This is a genomic window from Aquimarina algiphila (assembly GCF_007489275.1).
Taxonomy (GTDB): Bacteria; Bacteroidota; Bacteroidia; order Flavobacteriales; family Flavobacteriaceae; genus Aquimarina; species Aquimarina algiphila.
The window spans coordinates 15,837-36,781 of sequence record NZ_VLNR01000027.1 but is presented as its reverse complement, the minus strand read 5'-3'; the positions used below and the strand labels follow the sequence as shown (position 1 = coordinate 36,781).

Genomic DNA, 20,945 nt, shown 5'->3' with positions numbered 1-20,945 from the left:
ATTCTTAATGTTTTTTAATTATCAATTGAGTTGCAATGTCGTCAAACGCAATTTCTGTACCGTTTATTACATCCGAAGCAAATTCAATTGTCTCAGTTAAGGTTTCATTTTTAATATAATTCTCATTACTAGCAATAGCTTCCTGGATTTCTTCATTTTCCTGAAAAACAATTTCTATTTTATCAGTTACCTCCAGACCACTATCCTTACGAATATTCTGAATACGATTAATAAGTTCTCTTGCAATTCCCTCTTTTTTAAGATCTGGACTTATTGTTACATCTAATGCAACAGTCAAAGCACCAGAGTTTGCTACTAACCAACCCTCAATATCCTGAGAACTGATTTCTACATCATCGGTACCTAAAGTAATAATTTTATCATTAATTTCTACATCAAAACTGCCAGTTTGTTCAAGAATTTTGATGATTTCTTGATCGAAAGATTGTATCTTATTGGCAATCAGTTTCATGTCTTTTCCGAAACGAGGGCCTAATGCTTTGAAATTAGGTTTGATTTGTTTTACTAGTATCCCAGAAGCATCATCAATAAGTTCTATTTCTTTAACATTGACTTCACTTTTTACCAAATCAGCAATATCATTTATCTCCTTTTTTTCAGCTTCATTTAGCACCGGAATCATTATGCGCTGTAATGGTTGACGTACTTTGATCTTTTCTTTTTGACGTAAAGAAAGCACCAAAGAAGAAATAGTTTGTGCCTTTTGCATTTTATGCTCAAGTGCTTTGTCAACAAAAGTCTCATCATATATTGGAAAATGAGCAAGGTGAACACTTTCTGATGTTTCTCGTTGAGTACCGGCTACCAAATCCTTATACAATCGATCCATAAAAAATGGTGCGATTGGAGCTCCAAGCTTAGTTATTGTGAGCATACAGGTATATAATGTCTGATAGGCAGAAATCTTATCTTGTTGATAATCTCCCTTCCAATACCTTCTTCTACTTAATCTTACAAACCAGTTACTTAAGTTTTCTTGCACAAAATCAGAAATAGCTCTTGCAGCTTTGGTAGGTTCATAATCATTATAATATTCATCTACATTTTTGATTAATGTGTGTAACTCACTTAAAATCCAACGATCAATTTCTGGACGTTCGGCTAATGCTATATCAGCTTCGGTATAGGAGAAGTTATCGATATTAGCATATAAGGTAAAGAACGAATAGGTGTTATAAAGTGTACCAAAAAACTTACGCCGTACTTCTGCAATACCTTCAGAATCAAATTTTAAGTTGTCCCAAGGGTTGGCATTGCTAATCATATACCAACGAGTAGCATCAGGGCCATAGGTTTTTAAAGTTTCAAAAGGATCAACAGCATTGCCAAGTCTTTTAGACATTTTCTGACCATTCTTATCCAATACCAAGCCATTAGAAACTACATTTTTATAAGCTACATCATCAAAAATCATAGTACCTATTGCATGTAAGGTATAAAACCAACCACGAGTTTGATCCACTCCTTCTGCAATAAAATCAGCTTTTCTTTCACCTGATTCTACTTTTTCTTTATTTTCAAATGGATAGTGCCATTGCGCATATGGCATTGATCCAGAATCAAACCATACATCAATTAAGTCACTTTCGCGATTCATTGGTTTTCCTGATGCAGAAACTAAAGTGATTTTATCAACTACATTTTTATGAAGATCTACTTTATTATAGTTTTCTTCACTCATATCACCAATTACAAAATCGGCAAAAATATCAGCTTCCATTACTCCCGCTTCTATAGCTTTTGCCATCTCTGTTTTCAATTGTTCTACAGAGCCGATCATAAGTTCTTCTTTACCATCATCTGTTCTCCAGATAGGTAAAGGAATTCCCCAGAAACGAGAACGAGAAAGGTTCCAGTCATTCGCATTAGCTAACCAGTTACCAAATCGCCCTTCTCCTGTAGCTTTGGGCTTCCAATTGATACCAAGATTAAGTTCGTGCATACGATCTTTAAAATCAGTAACTTTTATAAACCACGAATCCAGAGGATAGTATAATACAGGTTTATCTGTACGCCAACAGTTAGGGTAACTGTGTACGTATTTTTCTACCTTAAAAGCTTTATTTTCTATTTTAAGTTTGATAGCGATTTCTACATCTACAGATTTCTCTGGAGCTTCTCCATCGTCATAATATTCATTTTTTACATATTTACCGCCAAGATCTCCCATTTCCTTAATGAATCGACCTTGTAAGTCAACAGTAGGAACAAGATTGTCGTTTTCATCCATTACTAATAATGCAGGGACTTCTGGAGTAGCTTGTTTAGCAACAAAAGCATCATCTGCACCAAAAGTAGGAGATGTGTGTACAATACCAGTACCATCTTCTGTAGTAACAAAATCACCAGCGATTACTCTAAATGCATTTTCTGGATTATGATAGGGTTGTACATAGTCAATAAGTTGTTTATAACGAATATCAATAAGGTCAACTCCTTTACATTCTTTTAAAATGAAATAAGGGATTTTTTTATCTCCTTCTTTAAAAGCATTAACTTCTTCTTCGGTCTCTACCTGAACAAATTTTCCAGAAAATTGTTTCCCTACTAAGTTTTTAGCAAGAATGACATTAGTGGGCTCAAAAGTATATTGGTTCAATGTTTTTACAACAACATAATCAATTTTTGGACCAACAGTTAACGCTGTATTTGATGGAAGTGTCCATGGAGTTGTTGTCCATGCTAAAAAATAAATTGTTCCTTCAATATCTTTAAGAAAAGAAGGCAACGTATCTTGTTTGGTTTCGAATTGAGCAACAACCGTAGTATCTGTAACATCTTGGTATGTTCCTGGTTGATTAAGCTCATGAGAACTTAATCCTGTACCTGCCTTAGGAGAATAAGGTTGTATTGTATAGCCTTTATATAATAAACCCTTATTGTAAATTTGTGAAAGTAACCACCATACACTCTCCATGTATTTGGATTTGTAGGTGATATATGGATCCTCCATATCTACCCAATATCCTATTTTTTGAGTAAGGTCATTCCAGATATCGGTATATCGCATAACGGCTTTTTTACAAGCTTCATTATACTCTTCTATCGTGATTTTTTTACCAATATCTTCTTTGGTAATACCCAATTCTTTTTCTACTCCAAGCTCAACAGGAAGTCCGTGAGTATCCCATCCTGCTTTACGTTGTACCTGATATCCTTTTTGTGTTTTATAACGACAAAAAATATCTTTAATAGCACGTGCCATTACATGATGAATTCCAGGTAATCCATTTGCCGAAGGAGGGCCTTCGAAAAAGACAAACGGTTCTGCTCCATCACGCTCACTAATACTTTTGTCGAATATGTTATTCTGTTGCCAGAAGTCTAGTATTTCGTTAGCTACTTTAGGTAAGTCAAGTCCTTTATATTCAGGAAACTTCGTACTCATTTGATCGTTCTTTCTATTAAGTCTGCGAAAATAAGGATTTTCTGGAAAAAAGAAGCCTGAAATGATACCGTGATATAAAATAAATGTTAGGTAAATATGATTTTTTAACAAAGCTTTTCTTTTTTTGGCAAAAAATCATTAAAAATGCAATAAAACGGTTTAAGTGGATTTAGGAATGAAAGATATGTAATAGCATTTAATAGATAAGAACCGAGTCTATTCTAAAATTGTTCATTTGAGATGAAAATCTTATGAGTTTTATTGGAAATGAAGGAAGTAAATCCACTTTAAAAAGTAGATCTTTATTTAAAAAAGCTTTTGAAACAATATCAGGAAAAACCAAATTCTCCAGAAAATTTTAAACAATAATACTAATGTTTTGTCAAACTCTCTTAACCAAGAATTAAATTCTTTTAAACATTTTCTTGAACACTTATTTTTTCTAAACTTTTTAATCGCTCATAATACCGTACGTCTAGCGTATCTTTTTATTAATTAAAGCACAAAACTAATGTAAAATTCAACTACCTGGTCCTTAGGTTTGCAATTGTTTTTAACAAACTAATTAACAACAATAATTCTATATTAATTTTAGAAACTACGTTATTTTATATTTCATTATTTTTATCCTATGAACCAAACCTTACAAATAGCGCTTATACAATCTCATCTGGCATGGGAGAACCCAGTACAGAATCGAAAAATGTTTGCTCAGAAAATTGAGGCGATAACTCAGGATGTAGATTTGATTATTCTCCCGGAGATGTTTACCACAGGGTTTACTATGAATGCCCCTGAGGTTGCTGAGACCATGCGAGGAGATACTATGGTATGGCTTGCAGCAATGGCTAAAAAGGTTAGTTGTGCTATTACAGGAAGTATAATAGTCAAAGAAGAAAATAAGTACTACAATCGTTTGATCTTTATGTTACCTGATGGTACATGCAAGTGGTACGATAAACATCAATTATTTACTTTGGCCAAAGAGCATGAAGTATTCGAATCAGGTCAGGAAGAAGTAATTATCGAGTATTTGGGGTGGAATATTAAGTTGCAGGTCTGTTATGATCTTAGATTTCCTGTTTGGGCGAGAAATACTACAGGCTATGATGTATTATTGTATGTAGCAAGTTGGCCAAAACCCCGTATTAATGCGTGGGATACATTGCTTAAGGCCAGAGCTATCGAGAATATGTGTTATTGTATTGGTGTAAATCGAATTGGTTTAGATGGAAAAGGATATGAATATAATGGACATTCTGCAGTGTATGATGTTCTTGGTCATTCTGTTATAGAAGAAGAGTTAGTCGAAAAAGAAGCAATTTTATACGCTTCTTTAGACAAATCTCATATTGAAAAAGTTAGAGGTAAATTGCCTTTTCTTGAGGATAGAGATGATTTTAAGTTATATTAGTTTTTGTTTGTAAATGTGACTGTAATCTCAGATATGAGAATATTGATTAGTCATCTGACTCTTTTTTGGATTCATCCTCTGATTCATCATCATTAAGAAGCCCTTTGGCTTTATCCCATAACTTAGAACCTTGATTTTTTATCTCATCTCCGGCATTTTCAAGACTCTCCATGCTAGAATATTTGTCAATGTTTTCTATAAAATTATTGAAGGTGTCAATAATCTTAAATGTCTCATCTGTATATGGAATATTCTGTTCTTTCATCAATTTTTTCCAATCTACTTTTGCCAGAATTGATATCATGTATTTTGTAGCTATTTTACTTAAGAAGTATTTATCATAAATGCCATTAAGTACCTTGTCTGGTTCTCTATCTTTAAGATAAGTAATCGATTCTTCGATAGATTCTTTTTCTTTTTTAGAAAGCAATATGCTGGATTTTAATTTTTCCAGGGAAGAAATCGCTTTTTCACTGTTTTCTTGTTTTAGATGCAGATAGGTTTCTATGGACCAAATGATTTCGTTATCAAGACCTATTTTTTCTGCATCATTAAGGAATTCTTCAAAGTCGAGTAGTGCTCTTTCCTGATCAATGTCACGTTCCATCATCAATCTATCAAAACCTCTAAAAAGATGATTAAGTGCATGTAAACCAATATGAGTTTTTTGATTGTCAAGATTTCTCCATTGAAATATAGCCCTTGTAAGTGGTAGGTCTGTGTCTGGATTATTGTTTAGCCAAACTATATTTCGGGAGATTTCATCTTCTGATAAGTAATATAATTTTTTTTCGAAAAATAGAAAACCTCTAAAATATTGCATCAAGGTTTTAATTTCACTATCAGGGAGTAATTCAGGATTTGTTTTTGAACTTTCATATAGAGAAATTTCTTTTCCAAGATCCCGGCTTGCAATAACAATTGCACTTAAAAAGGCGTGCTCAATATTTTGCATAACTATCTTTTCTTCATTGCTAAGTAAAGGGGCTGTTTTGGTTATAGAATCTCCATATACTTTGGTTAATGCTTCAGTTAAAGTTGGAAATATGTCTTCATCTGTTTCTTCTACAAAGCTCTTCATTGCTCTGTAATCTCGATATATTGAAATATAGTCCATAAGAGAAAGCTCTTCGGAATTTTCAATATCATAGGAAACAACTTTGTTAAAAATTTTATCAAATTTTGTTTTAAACTCCTTAAACTCGGGTGATACATCATTTTGTGCAGCAGAAGATCGGATACATATTTTTCCAAATTTGTAAGCTAATACTTTATCAGAATCTAGTTGTTCAATAAGTTCTTCCTTGTCTTTTTGTAATAAAGCTTCGTCAGTTTTTTCATCAGAACAACTTGTTAGAAGTAAAACAACTAAAACAAAAAGAATATGTACATGCTTCATGTGCCAAGTTTTATCAAGTATATATAGTTTAATAATAAGTAAAAATAATTAGAGTGTGTTATTTATGATACCCTCTTTTCAGTGAAACTTGCTTAAGCTACTCTGGAATATTTTGTTGAGAAATATAATGATTTCTGGACTTTGGCTAAGTATAGTGTATCATTTTTTTCATTTATATCTCGATTTATTGATATATATTTATAACATGAATTTTTTAGAAATAAATAAGGTATTGTCAAATAAGGTGCGAGTTGATATTCTTTATTGGCTTAAAAAACCAGAAGATAACTTTCCTCCACAAATCAATGTACCTGATTTTAATAATGGTGTCTGTGTTTGTCATATCCAGGATAAGACGGGTCTGTCTCAATCTACCGTTTCACATTATCTTACAATGATGCATAAAGTAAATGTTCTTACTGCAACAAGAATTGGAAAATGGACCTATTATAAAAGAAACGAAGAAGAAATACTTAATTATATAAATTCATTGAGGAGTGAACTTTGATTTTTTTAGATGACTAAAATTCTTAAATCAATAATAGAAATATAAAGATGGAACAAGAATTACTTTTAATGGGTGCTAATGCTTTAAGAAAAGCTGCAGTTAACGAAGAGGCAAAAGATTTTATTCTTTCTAACGAAGCACTATTTAAAACAATTAAAAAAGCTGCTAATAGATATATCGGCGGAGAAACACTTGAAGAAACAATACTTAAGGTTAAACACCAGAATAAAAACAAATTCAAGTGCTCAATAGAGTTTATGGGAGAAAATACACTGACCGAAAAAGAAGCAAATGATGCAACTAGCGAATTTATTAGGATAGTGCATGAGATTAAAAACCAAAATCTTAATTCGACTGTTTCTCTTGACCTTTCTCATATTGGGTTGGCAATTTCAAATGATTTGTGCTTAAATAATTTGATCTCAATATGTAAAGAAGCCAGTAAAAATAATATTGAGGTAATTATTAGTGCAGAGGGTATCGATAGAACAGATGCAGTGCTCAATACATATAAAACCATATCAAAAACCTATAAAAATACTTCAATAACGCTTCAGGCATATCTTCACAGAACAAAGGATGATTTTAAAGATTTAATACAAGAAGAAGGAAGAATTAGAATGGTAAAAGGAGCTTTTGAGACCCCGGCACACCTTTCTATTCCCAGAGGAAAAGAATTAGACGAGAGATATTTATATTTTGTAGATCAATTATTATCTCAGAATCATAAATGTTCAATAGCAACACATCATTCCAAAATTCAGCAAGAAGTACTTAAACTTATTCAAAAATATAAAATAAGTAAGGATATTTACGAATTTGAAAGCCTCTTTGGAATCCAAACAGAACAGCTAACTCTTCTAAAAGAGCAAGGGTATCCAACAAAATTATACTTTGTATACGGTAAAGAGTGGTATTTGTATTTATGTAATAGGATAGCCGAATATCCGATGAATTTATTTAGAGCTCTAAATGATATTGTTGAGCCTATTTCTGAATAACAGAGTTAGAGCCTAATATACTTTGCGTTACTCTTCTAATGTGAAGGTTTGTTTTATTTCCCAATTTGCTCGTAGTTCTATAGGCTCAAGGAAATAACGCATTTCTTCTGGCTGTATACCTTTTAAGAAATTACCAGTATCCCATTTACCATTATTATTTTGATCAAAAATTACTCTAATAAAATATTTGGAAGGGTTGAGGTATTCAAAAACAAGGGTTTCTTGGCTTTTTGCTATTTTTTCTGAAACTACTTCTTCCTTATCGTTTGTGATCTGGACTATTACCGGATAGGCTTTGACATTTTGAAGAGTCAGAAAAATTGTACCATAATCGGTAATTTTTTTTGTTCTGAAATTAAATTGTACCGTATCATTAACATTACCAATAAAATCTTTTATTGCATCAGGAAGTAGTTTTAAGTTGTAAGCATTACTTTCTGTTTTTTCAAAAATAAGTTGTGCTTCATTTTTAGCTTTATCTAATGTTATAGAAAAATGAACATCCAATGTATCCTTATCGGTTAATGAGATTAAACTCTCATTGATACTATCCAAAGGAGTATTGGCCGAAAAGGTAAAGTTCTTATTAGGTTCAAGACTGGATTTTACAGATGAAATTAATTTAAGTGAATCTTTATATTGATCCTTAAATCTTGCAACTAATGTATCTCGATAATTTTTAGAATTGGTGACTTCAAAAATCAATGAGTCGGCTTCAAAAAATGGTCTAAACCAATAATGTAATGTATCTTTTTCTTTATCCGGAAAAACCTGAGTATCGTAGTCATCCGGTATATCACTAAGTATTTTTACATTCATACTATCTAAAAGACCTTCATAAGGAAAAAGAAATTCGTTTTTTGATACCTGTTTTGGTTTTAATGCCTTAAAGTCCAGAATTTCCTTAAAAATATTAAGATTAAATACTTTTGCTGTATCCTCTGGAAGCGTGATAATTTCTTCATAAAACCCTATTTTATCCTGTTTAGGTTCATATAAATAATTATTTGAAACATCTTTTAAAGCAACAAGTTTAAATTTCCCTTCTTTTAGATTATGTAAACTAAAACCAATACTATCTAGCGTATTGGTAATGTATCGCGGAACAGTTTTGTAAACCAGTGAATCCGAATAATTTTCATCAACCTCATATAGTGCAACGGTAATATAGGAATCGGGTTCTTTTTGGTAAGCGTCACTTATTGTGCCTTTTACACTTAAAGAATCAAGAAAGTCTCCTGTAGTAAAAACATATCTAAAAAAAGAGTTTGGGTTTTCTTCATTATTATCTACAATACTTTCTCCAAAATTGATACTATAGGTGGTGTTTTCTAATAAGGTATCAATAAATTTAATTTTAATGTATTTGCTGGGTACTCCTAGAGGTGTAATTGTCGGCTTAGGATCCATAGGAGGTGAGACGATGATTTGTTTTTGAGCATCGTTTAGTTTTATATATTCATCAAAATAAATTCGAATCTCATTTCTGTCAAAATTTGTTGAAAAATTGGGAGGTAAGGCTTTAATAAAAACGGGAGGTGTCTCATCCTTAGGGCCACCAGTAATCGAACCTTTTTTGGCACAATTTACTACCAGAAGTAATGATACCAAGGTAAGCAATACCATATTTAATCTTTTGCTCATATGCTCCGAGATGATTTTAAGTGACAAAGAAACAACTATATTTAAAAAACAAAAAACATAATGAAATACTATTTTAGAGGTTTCTGTTAGAAAAAACACTAAAACTTTATATTTAATTCATCTTCATGTTAGATTACTCGGTTATAGCCATTGTTGCAATACTAATTTTAATCCCTGGGATGGTATTTAATTCCTTTACACAAGCTTCTATGGTAGCACCGGTTGTAACAATGTCATCAATCAATAAAATATGTTTATTTACAAGTAAAGACTCATTTTCAACCTTAAATGTTTCAGATGTATTGATCCATCTGCTAAGTCGCCCGTGTTTAGATTGTTTTTTATTGTAAGATTTTTTTTTCAATACAGAATCAATGTACTTAGCACTCAGTTTTTTGGCAATTTCGATTCCGAATTTTTCAACTTGATTATACCCTCTTTCCTGTAATCTTTTTTTATGTAGTGGAACAGGGATTATGATATCAATATCTTGATATTCAGTTATTTGTGATAAATCAGAGCCTAACCATTGCCCTAATTCTGTTCCTATTTCCTCTCTACCCCTATACTTAAGGTTATGAATTAGGTTTTGCACCAAACTATCCTTATGAAAAACAAATAGAGAAGTTGCATTTTCAATTTTGGCACGACCATAAAATACTTTTTCAATTTTTTTTGCGTTTACGTTATGGAAATTGCCTAAAGGGAGCTCGTGTCTACAAGAAGTACATAGTAACCTTTCATTTTTATATAGAGGACTGTTACAGGCAGCACAATATATAGGATAGAGTAAATACGCTAAGTCTCTTAGCATTTTATTAGGGAGATTAACATTAATTATTATATTTAGCTATTAAAATAACCATCAAAAATTATAATAAATTTTAATTATGACAACTCAAAACAATAACTTGACCCTAAAAATTCTAATTGGTGTTCTAGGAGCACTGTTGCTTATTCTAGGGATTTTTACGTATAAGTTTTACAACGAAGAGAAGCAAAATAAAGCAATTTTGCAACAAGAAAAGGATCTTATTGAAAGCGAATTAGGAGAATTGATCACAAAATATGACAATGCTATCGCTCTTAATGAAGTAATGGATGATCATTTGCTTAAGGCAAAAGAACGTATTGTTGTACTATTAGATAGTGTAAAAGACAATGATGCTAATCTTGCTTTGATCTCTCGTTACAGAAGAGAAGTAGGTAAACTTAAAAAAGAACGTGAAAGACTATTTAAGCTGGCAGATAGTTTAACAGCTGCTAACACGCAGTTGGCTACAGATCTTGATAGTACTTCTGTAGCATTAAATAGAAGAATTATTTTATCTGATTCTTTACAAACACAAAACACCAAACTTGCTGATATCGTAGAAAGAGGTTCTGCACTTACTGCTGCAAATATCAAAGCAGAAGGAGTACGTGTACGTAACAGTGGTAAAATATCAACTTCTTCTAAGGCAAGTAGAGCAGAAAAAGTAAGAGTATGTTTTACACTTTCTCCAAATAAATTGACAGAAAAAGGAGATAAAGATCTTTTTGTTCAAGTAATTAATCCAGAAAATAACTTGATCGGAGATAAGATATCTGTAAATTTTGATGATGCTGTACTTACTTATAGTGGACGCAATAAAGTATTCTATGAAAATGAAGCTTTAGATGTTTGTGTATTGGTTGATGCTGCACAAGGAGAGCTTGTAAAAGGGAACTATGTGGTTAACTTATTCTCTGGGCCAAGAATGATCTCTAACACACAGTTTGAGTTAAAATAATGTATTGAAATAAATATTAGAAAACCGTCATATTGTTTAAAAATATGACGGTTTTTTTATGCTTTCGATAGAAATTAATTTTGTAAGTGTTTAATTAGATAAATTCAATTATTTTTGCGCAATGGCAAAGCAAGAAGATAAATTTAAAAAGGTTATTGCCCATGCTAAAGAGTACGGGTATATTTTTGGTTCTAGTGAGATTTATGATGGACTAAGTGCAGTATATGACTATGGTCAAAATGGTGTAGAACTTAAAAAAAACATAAGAGAATATTGGTGGAAAAGTATGGTAAATATGCATCAAAACATTGTTGGTTTAGATGCGTCAATATTTATGCATCCAACTACCTGGAAAGCTTCTGGTCATGTAGATGCATTTAACGATCCCCTAATTGATAATAAAGACTCTAAAAAAAGATATAGAGCCGATGTACTCATAGAGGATTATGCAGAAAAACTAAATCAAAAGGCTCAGAAAGAGATTACTAAAGCCAAAAAACGTTTTGGAGATTCTTTTGATGAAGCACAATTTGTAACTACCAATCCTAGAGTAGTAAAGTATCTATCCAAAAAGGAAGAAGTTGTGCAACGTATGGCAAAATCTTTAGAAAATGAAGACCTTGCTGATGTAAAAGCATTAATAGAAGAGTTAGAAATAGCAGATCCTGATACTGGGTCCAAAAACTGGACAGAAGTTCGACAGTTTAATCTGATGTTCGGAACCAAGTTAGGAGCTTCTGCAGAGTCTGCAACCGATTTGTTCTTGAGGCCAGAGACTGCTCAAGGTATTTTTGTTAACTTTCTAAATGTCCAAAAAACTGGAAGAATGAAAATTCCATTTGGAATAGCTCAAACAGGAAAAGCATTTAGGAATGAGATTGTAGCGCGCCAGTTTATTTTTAGAATGCGCGAATTCGAACAAATGGAAATGCAATTTTTTGTGCGCCCCGGAGAAGAAATGAAATGGTATGAGTACTGGAAAGAAACCAGGTTAAATTGGCATTTGTCATTAGGATTGGGTAAAGAAAATTATCGTTTTCACGATCACGATAAATTAGCACATTATGCAAACGCTGCTGCTGATATTGAGTTTAATTTCCCATTTGGATTTAAAGAATTAGAAGGAATCCATTCCAGAACAGACTTTGACCTTAAAGCACATGAAGAACATTCAGGTAAGAAATTACAGTTTTTTGATCCAGAATTAAAAGAAAGTTATGTGCCTTATGTAGTCGAAACCTCCATTGGGTTAGATAGGATGTTTCTAGCGGTATTTTCTACAGCATTACAAGATGAAGAATTAGAAGATGGTTCGAGCAGAGTGGTGTTAAAATTGCCAGCTGTTGTAGCTCCGGTAAAAGCTGCAATACTTCCATTAGTTAAAAAGGATGGTTTGCCAGAGATCGCACAGCAGATTGTTGATGATTTAAAATGGAAATTTAATGTAATCTATGATGAGAAAGATGCGATCGGACGCCGATATCGAAGACAAGATGCCAATGGAACTCCGTTTTGTATTACTATTGATCACGATACTGTAAATGATAATACAGTTACTATTCGGGATCGAGATACGATGGAGCAAAAACGAGTGCCAATCACTGATCTAAAAAATCTTATTGCAGAAAAAACAGATGCCGAATATTGGTTAAAATAATATAGTAAGACATTTTTTGCTGAAGCTGCCTTATACAGGGCAGCTTTTTTATTTTAGAATAGAATGTATTGGGGTATAATTATTGATACACCGTTACTTCTAAAATGACAATTAAACTACAAAACAAAAGGCTTTTTCTTTATGCCTAAGGATAAAGTACTTTATCATAGCTGTATTTTGAAGTTTAGTTGTATTTTAGTCATAGAACTCATCTTAGTGTAATGTTATGGTATAAAGAATTTTATCTTTCATGCAGAAGGTTGATCAAAATGAGTTTTCTATATAAAATGACCAAGTCTCATATATAAATTATTGCTCATGCTATTAAAGAAGATTGTAATTATTACTTTCCTGTTTTTTGTTACTGTTGGATTCTCTCAAAAGAAGAAAGAAATCATGAATGCAACTATGATTAGTTCGGCAGAATATATGAGAACGGTTGATCCTTTAGGAGGTAAAAAACTAATTCCGGGTAAACCAAGAGAAGGTAAAATAAACCCCAGAAGGACAGGTGCAAATAGAATTGTTCCGGGAAAAGGTTTTCCGAGAGGAATGGACCCTTTATTGGCAAAAGGAAAAAGCGCAGGAAGTACAAGGGCAACAAAAGCACCTTCTCTTACATTTGATGCGAACACAAGTTCTTTTTCACCTTCAGACCCAACAGGAGCTATTGGTCCTAATCACTATGTTAGTGCTAAAAACTTTGAATTTACGATACACGACAGAAGTGGGAATGTACTGGTTCCTTCTTCATCCTTAGAAAATATATTTCCGGGAGAAGATCTGGGAGATCCCATAGTGTTTTATGATAGTTTTGCAGATCGATTTGTAATTACACAGTTTTCTGATACCCCCAATGGATTTTTGGTAGCAGTAGGACAAGGACCAGACCCTGTAAATGATGGATGGTATATCTATCGATTTAATACCGGAAGTTTTCCCGATTATACCAAATTTTCTATATGGTCTGATGGATATTATGTAACCGCAAACAAAGATCAGGGGTCTGTACAAACAAGTGAAGTTGTTTTTGTGATCGAAAGGGAAAAAATGCTAAGAGGAGAAGCAGAAGAAAATGTAAAAATAGTAGGATTCCCTCTCCCAGGTGCCAGAATAGGAGGTTTTTATAGTCCGGCATCCTTTAACGCAATAGGAAATGCATTACCTCCTGATGGGGATGCCAGAATAATTTATTTTCAGGATGATGACTGGCAAGGAGTTACCCAGGATATGTTAAAACTCTGGAAAATAGATGTAAATTGGGTTTCACCTACTGAATCTACTATAGCAGAAGCAGAAGAAATTGCAGTAACCATGTTTGATTCTACTTTTGATGGGGGTTCTTTTGGAAATATACCACAACCAGGAACCGAAGGCCAGGATATTGACGTACTACAAGGAGCAGTAATGTATGCAAGTAACTATAGAAGGTTCTGCGATTATAATGCTGTTGTACTCAATTTTGCAGTAGATATAGATCCTGATGCAGATAATGTAGCGGGAATACGTTGGTATGAATTAAGACAAAATGGGGATGGACAACCCTGGACAGTATTTCAAGAAGGAACCTATACCTCTACAGATGGTAAAAGTGCATGGTGTGGGAGTATGGCTATGGATATTTTTGGAAATATAGGCATGGCATATACAACCATGGGAACTACTGATAATGGAGCAAGTGCAGATAGCTTTGCTTCAATACGATACACAGGTAGATTAGCAGGAGACCCATTAGGGACGATGACCTTTGCAGAAGAAACCATTGCATTAGGAACCGGAATTGATCGAACAGATGAAAATCGATACGGAGATTATGCACAACTTACTGTTGATCCTGTCGATGATCAAACGTTCTGGCATATTGCAGAATATTTTGTCGATGTCCCTGCTAGTTATTCAAGAAATGCTGTTGGAGTATTTAAAATTGCTGAAGATGTTACTGCCGATGTTGGAGTTATACGTATTGACGTACCAGAAGATGATGCTACGTTTACTAATAACGAAACAATTACCGTAACGCTAAAGAATTTTGGATCTACTACACAAAATAATATTGCTGTTAATTATTCTATTAATGGAGCAGCAGCGGTAACAGAACTATTCGCTGGTCCTATTGATCCGGGAATGACCGCTTCCTTCTCATTTGGTACAACTGCAGATCTTACTGCAGAGAGAACCTATACCATTACTGCAGAAACCAATTTGGCAGGAGATCTTAAGCCAGAGAATGATTGTAGTGATAAAACACTTCTTAATTTGTTTTCTATTGATGTTGGTGCAGGAGAATTAATAACCCCTTCACTAGATAGTGGACTTTCTGTTTCTCCAGAGTCAGTTACAGTTACTTTATATAATTATGGAACCGTGGCACAGACCAATATTCCTGTTTTTTATATGTTAAATAATGGAACAAGAATTGAAGAAACCTTTACAGGAACCATTCAGCCTCAGGAAGAGGTATCCTATACATTCAATACACAAGCAGAACTTATTGGTATAGGTAATTTTGAATTTACTATAGGAACGACTTTAGCAACCGATGAGAATACTGAAAATGATAATATTACAAGAGTCATTGAAAGAGAATTTTGTAGACCAACTTCAAATTGTTCGCAGTTTGGAGACGGGATTAGATCTTTTGAGTTGTCAAATGTTACAAATTCTCCAATAACCTGTAATACAGGTTATGAGGATTTTTCAGATGATTTTAGTATTAATTTAAATAGATCAATAGGAACCTATACGCTTACAGTACAAACCGGATTTGCAGATCAGAATCGATCAGAACGAATCTCTTTATGGATTGATTTTAATGACAATTCTGTTTTTGAAGAATCAGAACTTATATTAAATAATGTAGTTGTAGAAGAAGCTGATACCGACCAGGAGTTTACAGTAACAATCAACAACCAAGCTGCTTTAGGAAGGCATTTACTTAGAATTCGTGCAGGGGACGTGAATACAAATAACGGGGCTTTATTAAACGATGCTTGCGGTTCTATGGATTTTGGAACTACTCATGACTATACTGTTGAAATAGGCGAAAATAAGGATTTGGATACGGGATTAATAGTAATTAGTGAGCCAGATAATCAATTCCTGATTACCAAAGCAGATTCTGGACCAGAAACACAAGTAAGAATTTATGTTTTTAATATGTTGGGGCAAGTGATCGTTTCTAATATGATTACTAAAGATGCTAATGGAAGATTTGTATATGAACTAGATATGTCCTTTGCGAGTTCTGGAGTTTATTTTGTTCGATTTGGTAAGAGCAGAAAAGCAGATGCTACAAAGTTTGTTGTACAATAATTTACTCTTTACGTGTATTGATTTCTAAAATAGAGACTGGTCGAGCATCATTACATCTACTAGGTCTTCTTAAACTAGCAAATTTTACCCAAACTTGTGCAGGAACTTCAGTTTTAAAAAAATCACTAAGATTTACAGGATCCAAATTATCGTTATATTCCTCAACATTTAGAATATAAGGGCAGTCTTTAGATTTACTGCTAATAATAGTGCCTTTACTAAATCCCTTTTCAATCATCTCTTTAGAAATATCTTGTTTAACAATGGTATTGGAGGAAGTATTATCATTATTCCCCATACTATTTGTGGGTTTACAGTTAGATACACTTAAAAGTATAACCAGGATATATAACTTGCTCATTTTTGTACATTTAAATTGGATACATAAAGATCATAAAAAAAAATTAGAATATAAGTGTAATTGGTATAAGCTTGCAACATGCTAATATTTGTTTTGTATTTAGTATAGATAAAATAGTAGTAAGTTTTATTTTTACTAAAATTTTAAATCAAGATACAATGAAAATCGTCTCTTATAATGTAAACGGAATTAGAGCAGCGCTTAACAAAGGATTTATAGAATGGTTGAAACAAACCGATCCAGATGTTATTTGTCTTCAGGAAATAAAAGCTAACAAAGAACAATTGGATCTGGACATATTTGCTGAAGCTGGATATGCTCATAATTTCTGGTATAGTGCTCAGAAAAAAGGATATAGTGGTGTTGCGATTTTATCAAAGACCGCTCCAGATCATGTAGAGTATGGCACAGGAATAGAGTATATGGATTTTGAAGGCCGTAACATAAGAGCAGATTTTAATGGAGTTTCTGTAATGAGTTTATATCTGCCAAGTGGAACAAATATAGAGCGATTAGAGCACAAGCTGAAGTATATGGCAGATTTTCAGACGTATATCAATGATGTAAAGAAAGATTATCCAAATCTGGTTATCCTTGGAGATTATAACATATGCCATCAGGCCATCGATATTCATGATCCGGTACGTAATAAAAATGTGTCTGGATTTTTACCCGTAGAGCGAGAATGGATCGGTAATTTTATGGATAGTGGTTTTATTGATTCGTTTAGGCATTTTAATACAGAACCACATCAATATTCCTGGTGGAGTTATAGAGCCAATGCCAGAGCGAATAATAAAGGATGGCGTTTGGACTATGGTATGGTGGCACGACCATTACAAGATAAACTCAAAAGAGCCGTTATTCTATCAGAAGCAAAACATAGTGACCATTGTCCGATTTTGGTAGAATTAGAAGGAGTATATAATCTATAAGGATAAGGAAGCTAAATAGAATTTAAATGTCACACTGAGCTTGTCGAAGTGTTGTTGAAGTAGAATTGAACGAAGAATGTATTGGTCTTTGACAGACTTAGACCGACAACACAAAAATGTCTGAGGTCAGAAGTTGGAAGCCTGAAGAGGAGTTAATTTCATATTAAACTTAGATTCTTTGCAACTTTGCTTCTTTGAGACTGAAAATTAAAAACCCCTTAAAACTCACAATAAAAATGATTAGAAAAATTGCACTCTTAGTACTGGTAGGAACCTTGATGACATCATGTGTTTCTTCAAAAGTATTTAAAGAGCTAGAAGGTAAGTATGCCCGTCTTAAACGAGAAAATCGTAAAATGAAAGACGAATTAGGAGCGTTAGAAAGAACAAGTAGTGCAGACAAGAAAGCATTAGCAGAATTAGATGCTAAGTATCAAAAGCTCAAAGCAGAAAGAGACGATCTTGAAGGAAAATATAATGCAGCACAGGCTAATTATGAAAACTTAAAAGAGTCTTATGATGCCTTAGAAAAGAATAGTTCTGCAGCTATTGCATCCAATAGTAGAAAAAATAGAGAATTATTAAGACAATTAGAAGAAAAAGAACGCGCCTTGGCGGCAGAACGTAGTCGTCTGGATAAATTGCAGAGTGACCTAGAGGCGCGCTCCAAACGTGTGAATGAATTAGAGGGATTAATTGCTGCCAAAGATGCAAAAATGCAAGCGCTAAAAAATGCAATTTCCAAAGCACTGCGAAATTTTGAAGGCAAAGGCCTTACGGTAGAAGAGCGTAATGGCAAAGTGTATATTTCTATGGAAAACAAACTCCTTTTCGAATCTGGTAGTTGGGCTGTTGGAGCTCAAGGACAAAAAGCGGTAAAACAATTAGGAAAAGTATTGGGTGAAAATCCTGATATCGCTGTTTTGATAGAAGGACATACCGATAATGTACCTTATACAGGAAATGCGCAATTATCTGGTAACTGGGATTTATCAACAAAGAGAGCGACTGCTATTGTAAATATTTTGGTGCAGAACCAGAAAATAGACCCGCAAAACCTTACAGCAGCCGGTAGAGGCGAGTTTGCTCCTGTGGCGTCTAATGATAACAGTGCTGGTAAAAGTAGAAATAGACGTATCGAAGTGATCTTAACTCCAAAACTAGATGAGATTACCAAATTACTAAATGATATATAATCAATCAAGATGAGTATAAAACAAAAAGAGCGACTCAATTGAGTTGCTCTTTTTATATAATAGAAGATAACTTTATTTTATAAACCTTCCAATATATTATCAATAGCTTTTGTATTGTCCTTATCAAGACTTTCTTTTACTTTGACTAAAACATTTTTAAATTTATCAAGAACTTTTCCGGTTTGTCCTTTATTTAAAATGATGCTTCTTCCTGTTGAAGTCAGTAAAATAAAATCATAAAACTCTACAGGTAGAGACTTATCTCGTTTTCTTTGAAAAGAAGTAGTTCCATTTTCTTTTACAATAGATATAACATTTTCATTAGCGATTACTCTATCCGTTTTTTTACTTATTTCAGTTGCTAAGCTATATAGAGTTGTAAATTCTTCATTGCTTTCTGACCATTCTTGTCCAGAATTGTCTGTACGTTGAGCCTGAGTGGTTAATCCTGCGCCTAGCAGTAATACAAGTAGAAATAATTTTTTCATAATGTTTGGGTGTTTAATAATGTATTAAAAGTTTATAGGTTAATTACACCGGTTACTTTAACGGGACAATTCTTTTTTTATTGTTAAAATAACCTTAAAAATCGAGTCAAAATACTCATTTTAATTGATAAAAACCAAAAAGTGTGCCACAGATTTAGTTAACAAAAATAAAATCCTTAATTATGCATATAGCAAAAAAGTATACGGGTTTTATATAAAAGCACAAAAATACAGAAGACAGATAACAAAAGGACGTTGCCAGACGTTTATTATACCCAATTAATTTAAAACTATAAAACAAATGAAGAGGCTACCCATTTTTGTAATGTTAATAGTATCTGTGATCAAAGGAGTGAGTCAAGAAAGTGAAGAAGAATACCAGAACGAAGAAGAAGTACAAAGTGAAGAAGAGGTGCAGGAGGATGAAAATGGAGAAAGCAACTACCTTGACATCTATGGATATTTTAAGTTCACCAATGATGAGTATTCCAATGCCTTAGATAAGGTGAATGATATGTATCCAGAAGATCAAAATGTTCTATTTACTTTGGTCGTAGAAGTCCAAAAAGATATAGTATTAAAAGATCGCTTGTTTAGGGAGTTGATTGCAAAACCCAAAAAAAAGAATCCTTTCAAGGGTAAAGACAGCCCGGGGTTTGTTTGTATTCTACGTGGCCTTATAGAAAACAAAACCATATATAATGAAGCTATTAAAGACGGAAGTTCTGAGGGCCATGCCAGAAATGCCGCAGCCTTAGCCGAAAGAGCTGCCCGCAGAAAATGTGGTATCGCCAAGAAAGTGAATAAGTTATAGTATGGGCTGTTTCCATATATTGGCAAAAAACATAAGTTTTCCTGCTACTCCAGTTCAAGTATAGCTTGAGTTCTTATTAAATATATACTTTTACCATATCTTATGTACTCGATCTTATGCTGCACTCTTTTGAGTTGTCATTCCAGACTTGATCTGGAATCTACCAGGTGATCATGGATTCTGGTTTACACTAGAATGACAATCAAAAAAGGTGGTAATTATAGCATCCAAATCATATCATTAGGTATTTTGGATTATTATAGTATCTTTATCGGCAACCTAATCCATTAAAAACCTACGTATTATGTTTATTATCTTCGGAACAAGAGGGATAAAACACACTGTGAGTGAAAGTCCTGTATTATCAAATTCATGTCCAAACTGTAATGATGGAAATCTGGTAAATAAACTGTATCGCAGATGGTTTACCCTATTCTTTATTCCTGTAATCCCATTGGATACAGTGGATAGATTTTATGAATGTGATCGCTGTAAGAGTGCGTATAATGAAAGTATAAAAACAGTATTACAGCGCTCTCAGGAAGAGATTAGCGAAAACCAAAAACGGGCAACTTCTGTCTATGCAAAAGCATTAGTGGCTTCTATGACGCATATGTCTGTAGTCGATGGTAATTTTGCTCCAGAAGAAGAACGTGAGATTATGGATGCTATCGAGGGTTTTCCTGAAATGAAAGATGAGTTAATGGCAATACATAAAAATGTAAAGGTAAATGCTAATAAAGATAATCAGGTGTTTGATTTCCTCAATAGCGCACGAAGTGAGTTATCATCAGAAGCATTGATCAATATTTTGGCCCAGGCAGCTGTAGTATTATTAGCAGATGGTGCTATCGAAAAAGAAGAAGAAACGTTAATGAAAGAATATTTAATTGCTTGCGGGTTGCCAAAAGAAATGTATCAGACCTTGATCGATAAGTTGAAGCAAAAGGATATGACCGAAATCAAAAAAGAACAATTGAATTAGAAAAAAAACATATTTATGCTGTCATTCTGGTGTAGACCAGAATCTATAAT

16 protein-coding genes are annotated in these 20,945 nt (G+C 33.3%); 10 read left to right on the top strand and 6 right to left on the bottom strand.

The genetic code is table 11. The annotated features are described in order from the left end of the window. Positions 1 to 4 precede the first annotated feature (4 nt). Positions 5 to 3,409, bottom strand: a complete 3,405-nt coding sequence (gene ileS / locus FOF46_RS14005; protein WP_143916870.1) for an isoleucine--tRNA ligase — start codon at positions 3,407 to 3,409, stop codon at positions 5 to 7. A gap of 631 nt (positions 3,410 to 4,040) precedes the next feature. Between ileS and FOF46_RS14000 the strand changes: the two genes are divergently transcribed. Next, positions 4,041 to 4,823 (top strand): nitrilase family protein, encoded by a 783-nt coding sequence (locus FOF46_RS14000; protein WP_143916869.1) that lies wholly within the window; start codon positions 4,041 to 4,043, stop codon positions 4,821 to 4,823. 46 nt (positions 4,824 to 4,869) lie between these two features. Here FOF46_RS14000 and FOF46_RS13995 read toward each other — a convergent pair whose 3' ends face one another. Then, a complete protein-coding gene (locus tag FOF46_RS13995) occupies positions 4,870 to 6,222 on the bottom strand; it encodes a short-chain dehydrogenase (protein ID WP_143916868.1) in 1,353 nt (450 codons plus the stop codon). A 205-nt stretch (positions 6,223 to 6,427) separates the two neighbouring features. Between FOF46_RS13995 and FOF46_RS13990 the strand changes: the two genes are divergently transcribed. Both FOF46_RS13990 and FOF46_RS13985 read left to right on the top strand, forming a co-directional pair. Next, the gene (locus FOF46_RS13990) at positions 6,428 to 6,730 is read left to right on the top strand and encodes an ArsR/SmtB family transcription factor (RefSeq protein WP_143916867.1); all 303 of its coding nucleotides are present in this window, start codon (positions 6,428 to 6,430) and stop codon (positions 6,728 to 6,730) included. Positions 6,731 to 6,777: 47 nt separating this feature from the next. Continuing rightward, positions 6,778 to 7,731 carry a proline dehydrogenase family protein gene (locus FOF46_RS13985; RefSeq protein ID WP_143916866.1) on the top strand — a complete coding sequence of 318 codons (954 nt, stop codon included), beginning with the start codon at positions 6,778 to 6,780 and terminating at the stop codon, positions 7,729 to 7,731. Positions 7,732 to 7,758: 27 nt separating this feature from the next. On the opposite strand, the gene FOF46_RS13980 is transcribed toward FOF46_RS13985, so the two are convergent. Both FOF46_RS13980 and FOF46_RS13975 read right to left on the bottom strand, forming a co-directional pair. Then, on the bottom strand, positions 7,759 to 9,375 hold the full coding sequence (locus FOF46_RS13980; protein ID WP_143916865.1) for an Ig-like domain-containing protein: 1,617 nt from the start codon (positions 9,373 to 9,375) through the stop codon (positions 7,759 to 7,761). Between the two features lie 133 nt (positions 9,376 to 9,508). Further along, entirely contained in the window at positions 9,509 to 10,189 is a 681-nt protein-coding gene (locus tag FOF46_RS13975) for a ComF family protein (protein WP_143916864.1), read from the bottom strand. A gap of 76 nt (positions 10,190 to 10,265) precedes the next feature. On the opposite strand from FOF46_RS13975, the gene FOF46_RS13970 reads away from it, so the two are divergent. From FOF46_RS13970 to FOF46_RS13960, 3 genes are all read left to right on the top strand, one after another. Then, positions 10,266 to 11,147 carry a hypothetical protein gene (locus tag FOF46_RS13970; protein ID WP_109435013.1) on the top strand — a complete coding sequence of 294 codons (882 nt, stop codon included), beginning with the start codon at positions 10,266 to 10,268 and terminating at the stop codon, positions 11,145 to 11,147. Positions 11,148 to 11,268: 121 nt separating this feature from the next. Beyond that, the gene (locus tag FOF46_RS13965) at positions 11,269 to 12,804 is read left to right on the top strand and encodes a glycine--tRNA ligase (RefSeq protein ID WP_143916863.1); all 1,536 of its coding nucleotides are present in this window, start codon (positions 11,269 to 11,271) and stop codon (positions 12,802 to 12,804) included. A 318-nt stretch (positions 12,805 to 13,122) separates the two neighbouring features. Then, a complete protein-coding gene (locus tag FOF46_RS13960) occupies positions 13,123 to 16,116 on the top strand; it encodes a T9SS type A sorting domain-containing protein (protein ID WP_143916862.1) in 2,994 nt (997 codons plus the stop codon). Between the two features lies 1 nt (position 16,117). Here the strand turns inward: FOF46_RS13960 and FOF46_RS13955 are convergent, their stop codons facing one another. After that, positions 16,118 to 16,477 carry a hypothetical protein gene (locus tag FOF46_RS13955; RefSeq protein ID WP_143916861.1) on the bottom strand — a complete coding sequence of 120 codons (360 nt, stop codon included), beginning with the start codon at positions 16,475 to 16,477 and terminating at the stop codon, positions 16,118 to 16,120. Positions 16,478 to 16,635: 158 nt separating this feature from the next. On the opposite strand from FOF46_RS13955, the gene FOF46_RS13950 reads away from it, so the two are divergent. Beyond that, the gene (locus FOF46_RS13950; RefSeq protein ID WP_143916860.1) at positions 16,636 to 17,412 is read left to right on the top strand and encodes an exodeoxyribonuclease III; all 777 of its coding nucleotides are present in this window, start codon (positions 16,636 to 16,638) and stop codon (positions 17,410 to 17,412) included. A gap of 236 nt (positions 17,413 to 17,648) precedes the next feature. Continuing rightward, positions 17,649 to 18,608: an OmpA/MotB family protein gene (locus FOF46_RS13945; RefSeq protein WP_143916859.1), complete on the top strand. Its 960-nt coding sequence runs from the start codon at positions 17,649 to 17,651 to the stop codon at positions 18,606 to 18,608. 77 nt (positions 18,609 to 18,685) lie between these two features. On the opposite strand, the gene FOF46_RS13940 is transcribed toward FOF46_RS13945, so the two are convergent. After that, positions 18,686 to 19,096 carry a hypothetical protein gene (locus FOF46_RS13940; RefSeq protein WP_143916858.1) on the bottom strand — a complete coding sequence of 137 codons (411 nt, stop codon included), beginning with the start codon at positions 19,094 to 19,096 and terminating at the stop codon, positions 18,686 to 18,688. 301 nt (positions 19,097 to 19,397) lie between these two features. Between FOF46_RS13940 and FOF46_RS13935 the strand changes: the two genes are divergently transcribed. Next, entirely contained in the window at positions 19,398 to 19,910 is a 513-nt protein-coding gene (locus FOF46_RS13935) for a hypothetical protein (RefSeq protein ID WP_143916857.1), read from the top strand. A gap of 304 nt (positions 19,911 to 20,214) precedes the next feature. After that, complete coding sequence (locus FOF46_RS13930) at positions 20,215 to 20,895, top strand: TerB family tellurite resistance protein (RefSeq protein WP_109435020.1); 681 nt, start codon at positions 20,215 to 20,217, stop codon at positions 20,893 to 20,895. The last annotated feature ends 50 nt before the right edge of the window (positions 20,896 to 20,945 follow it).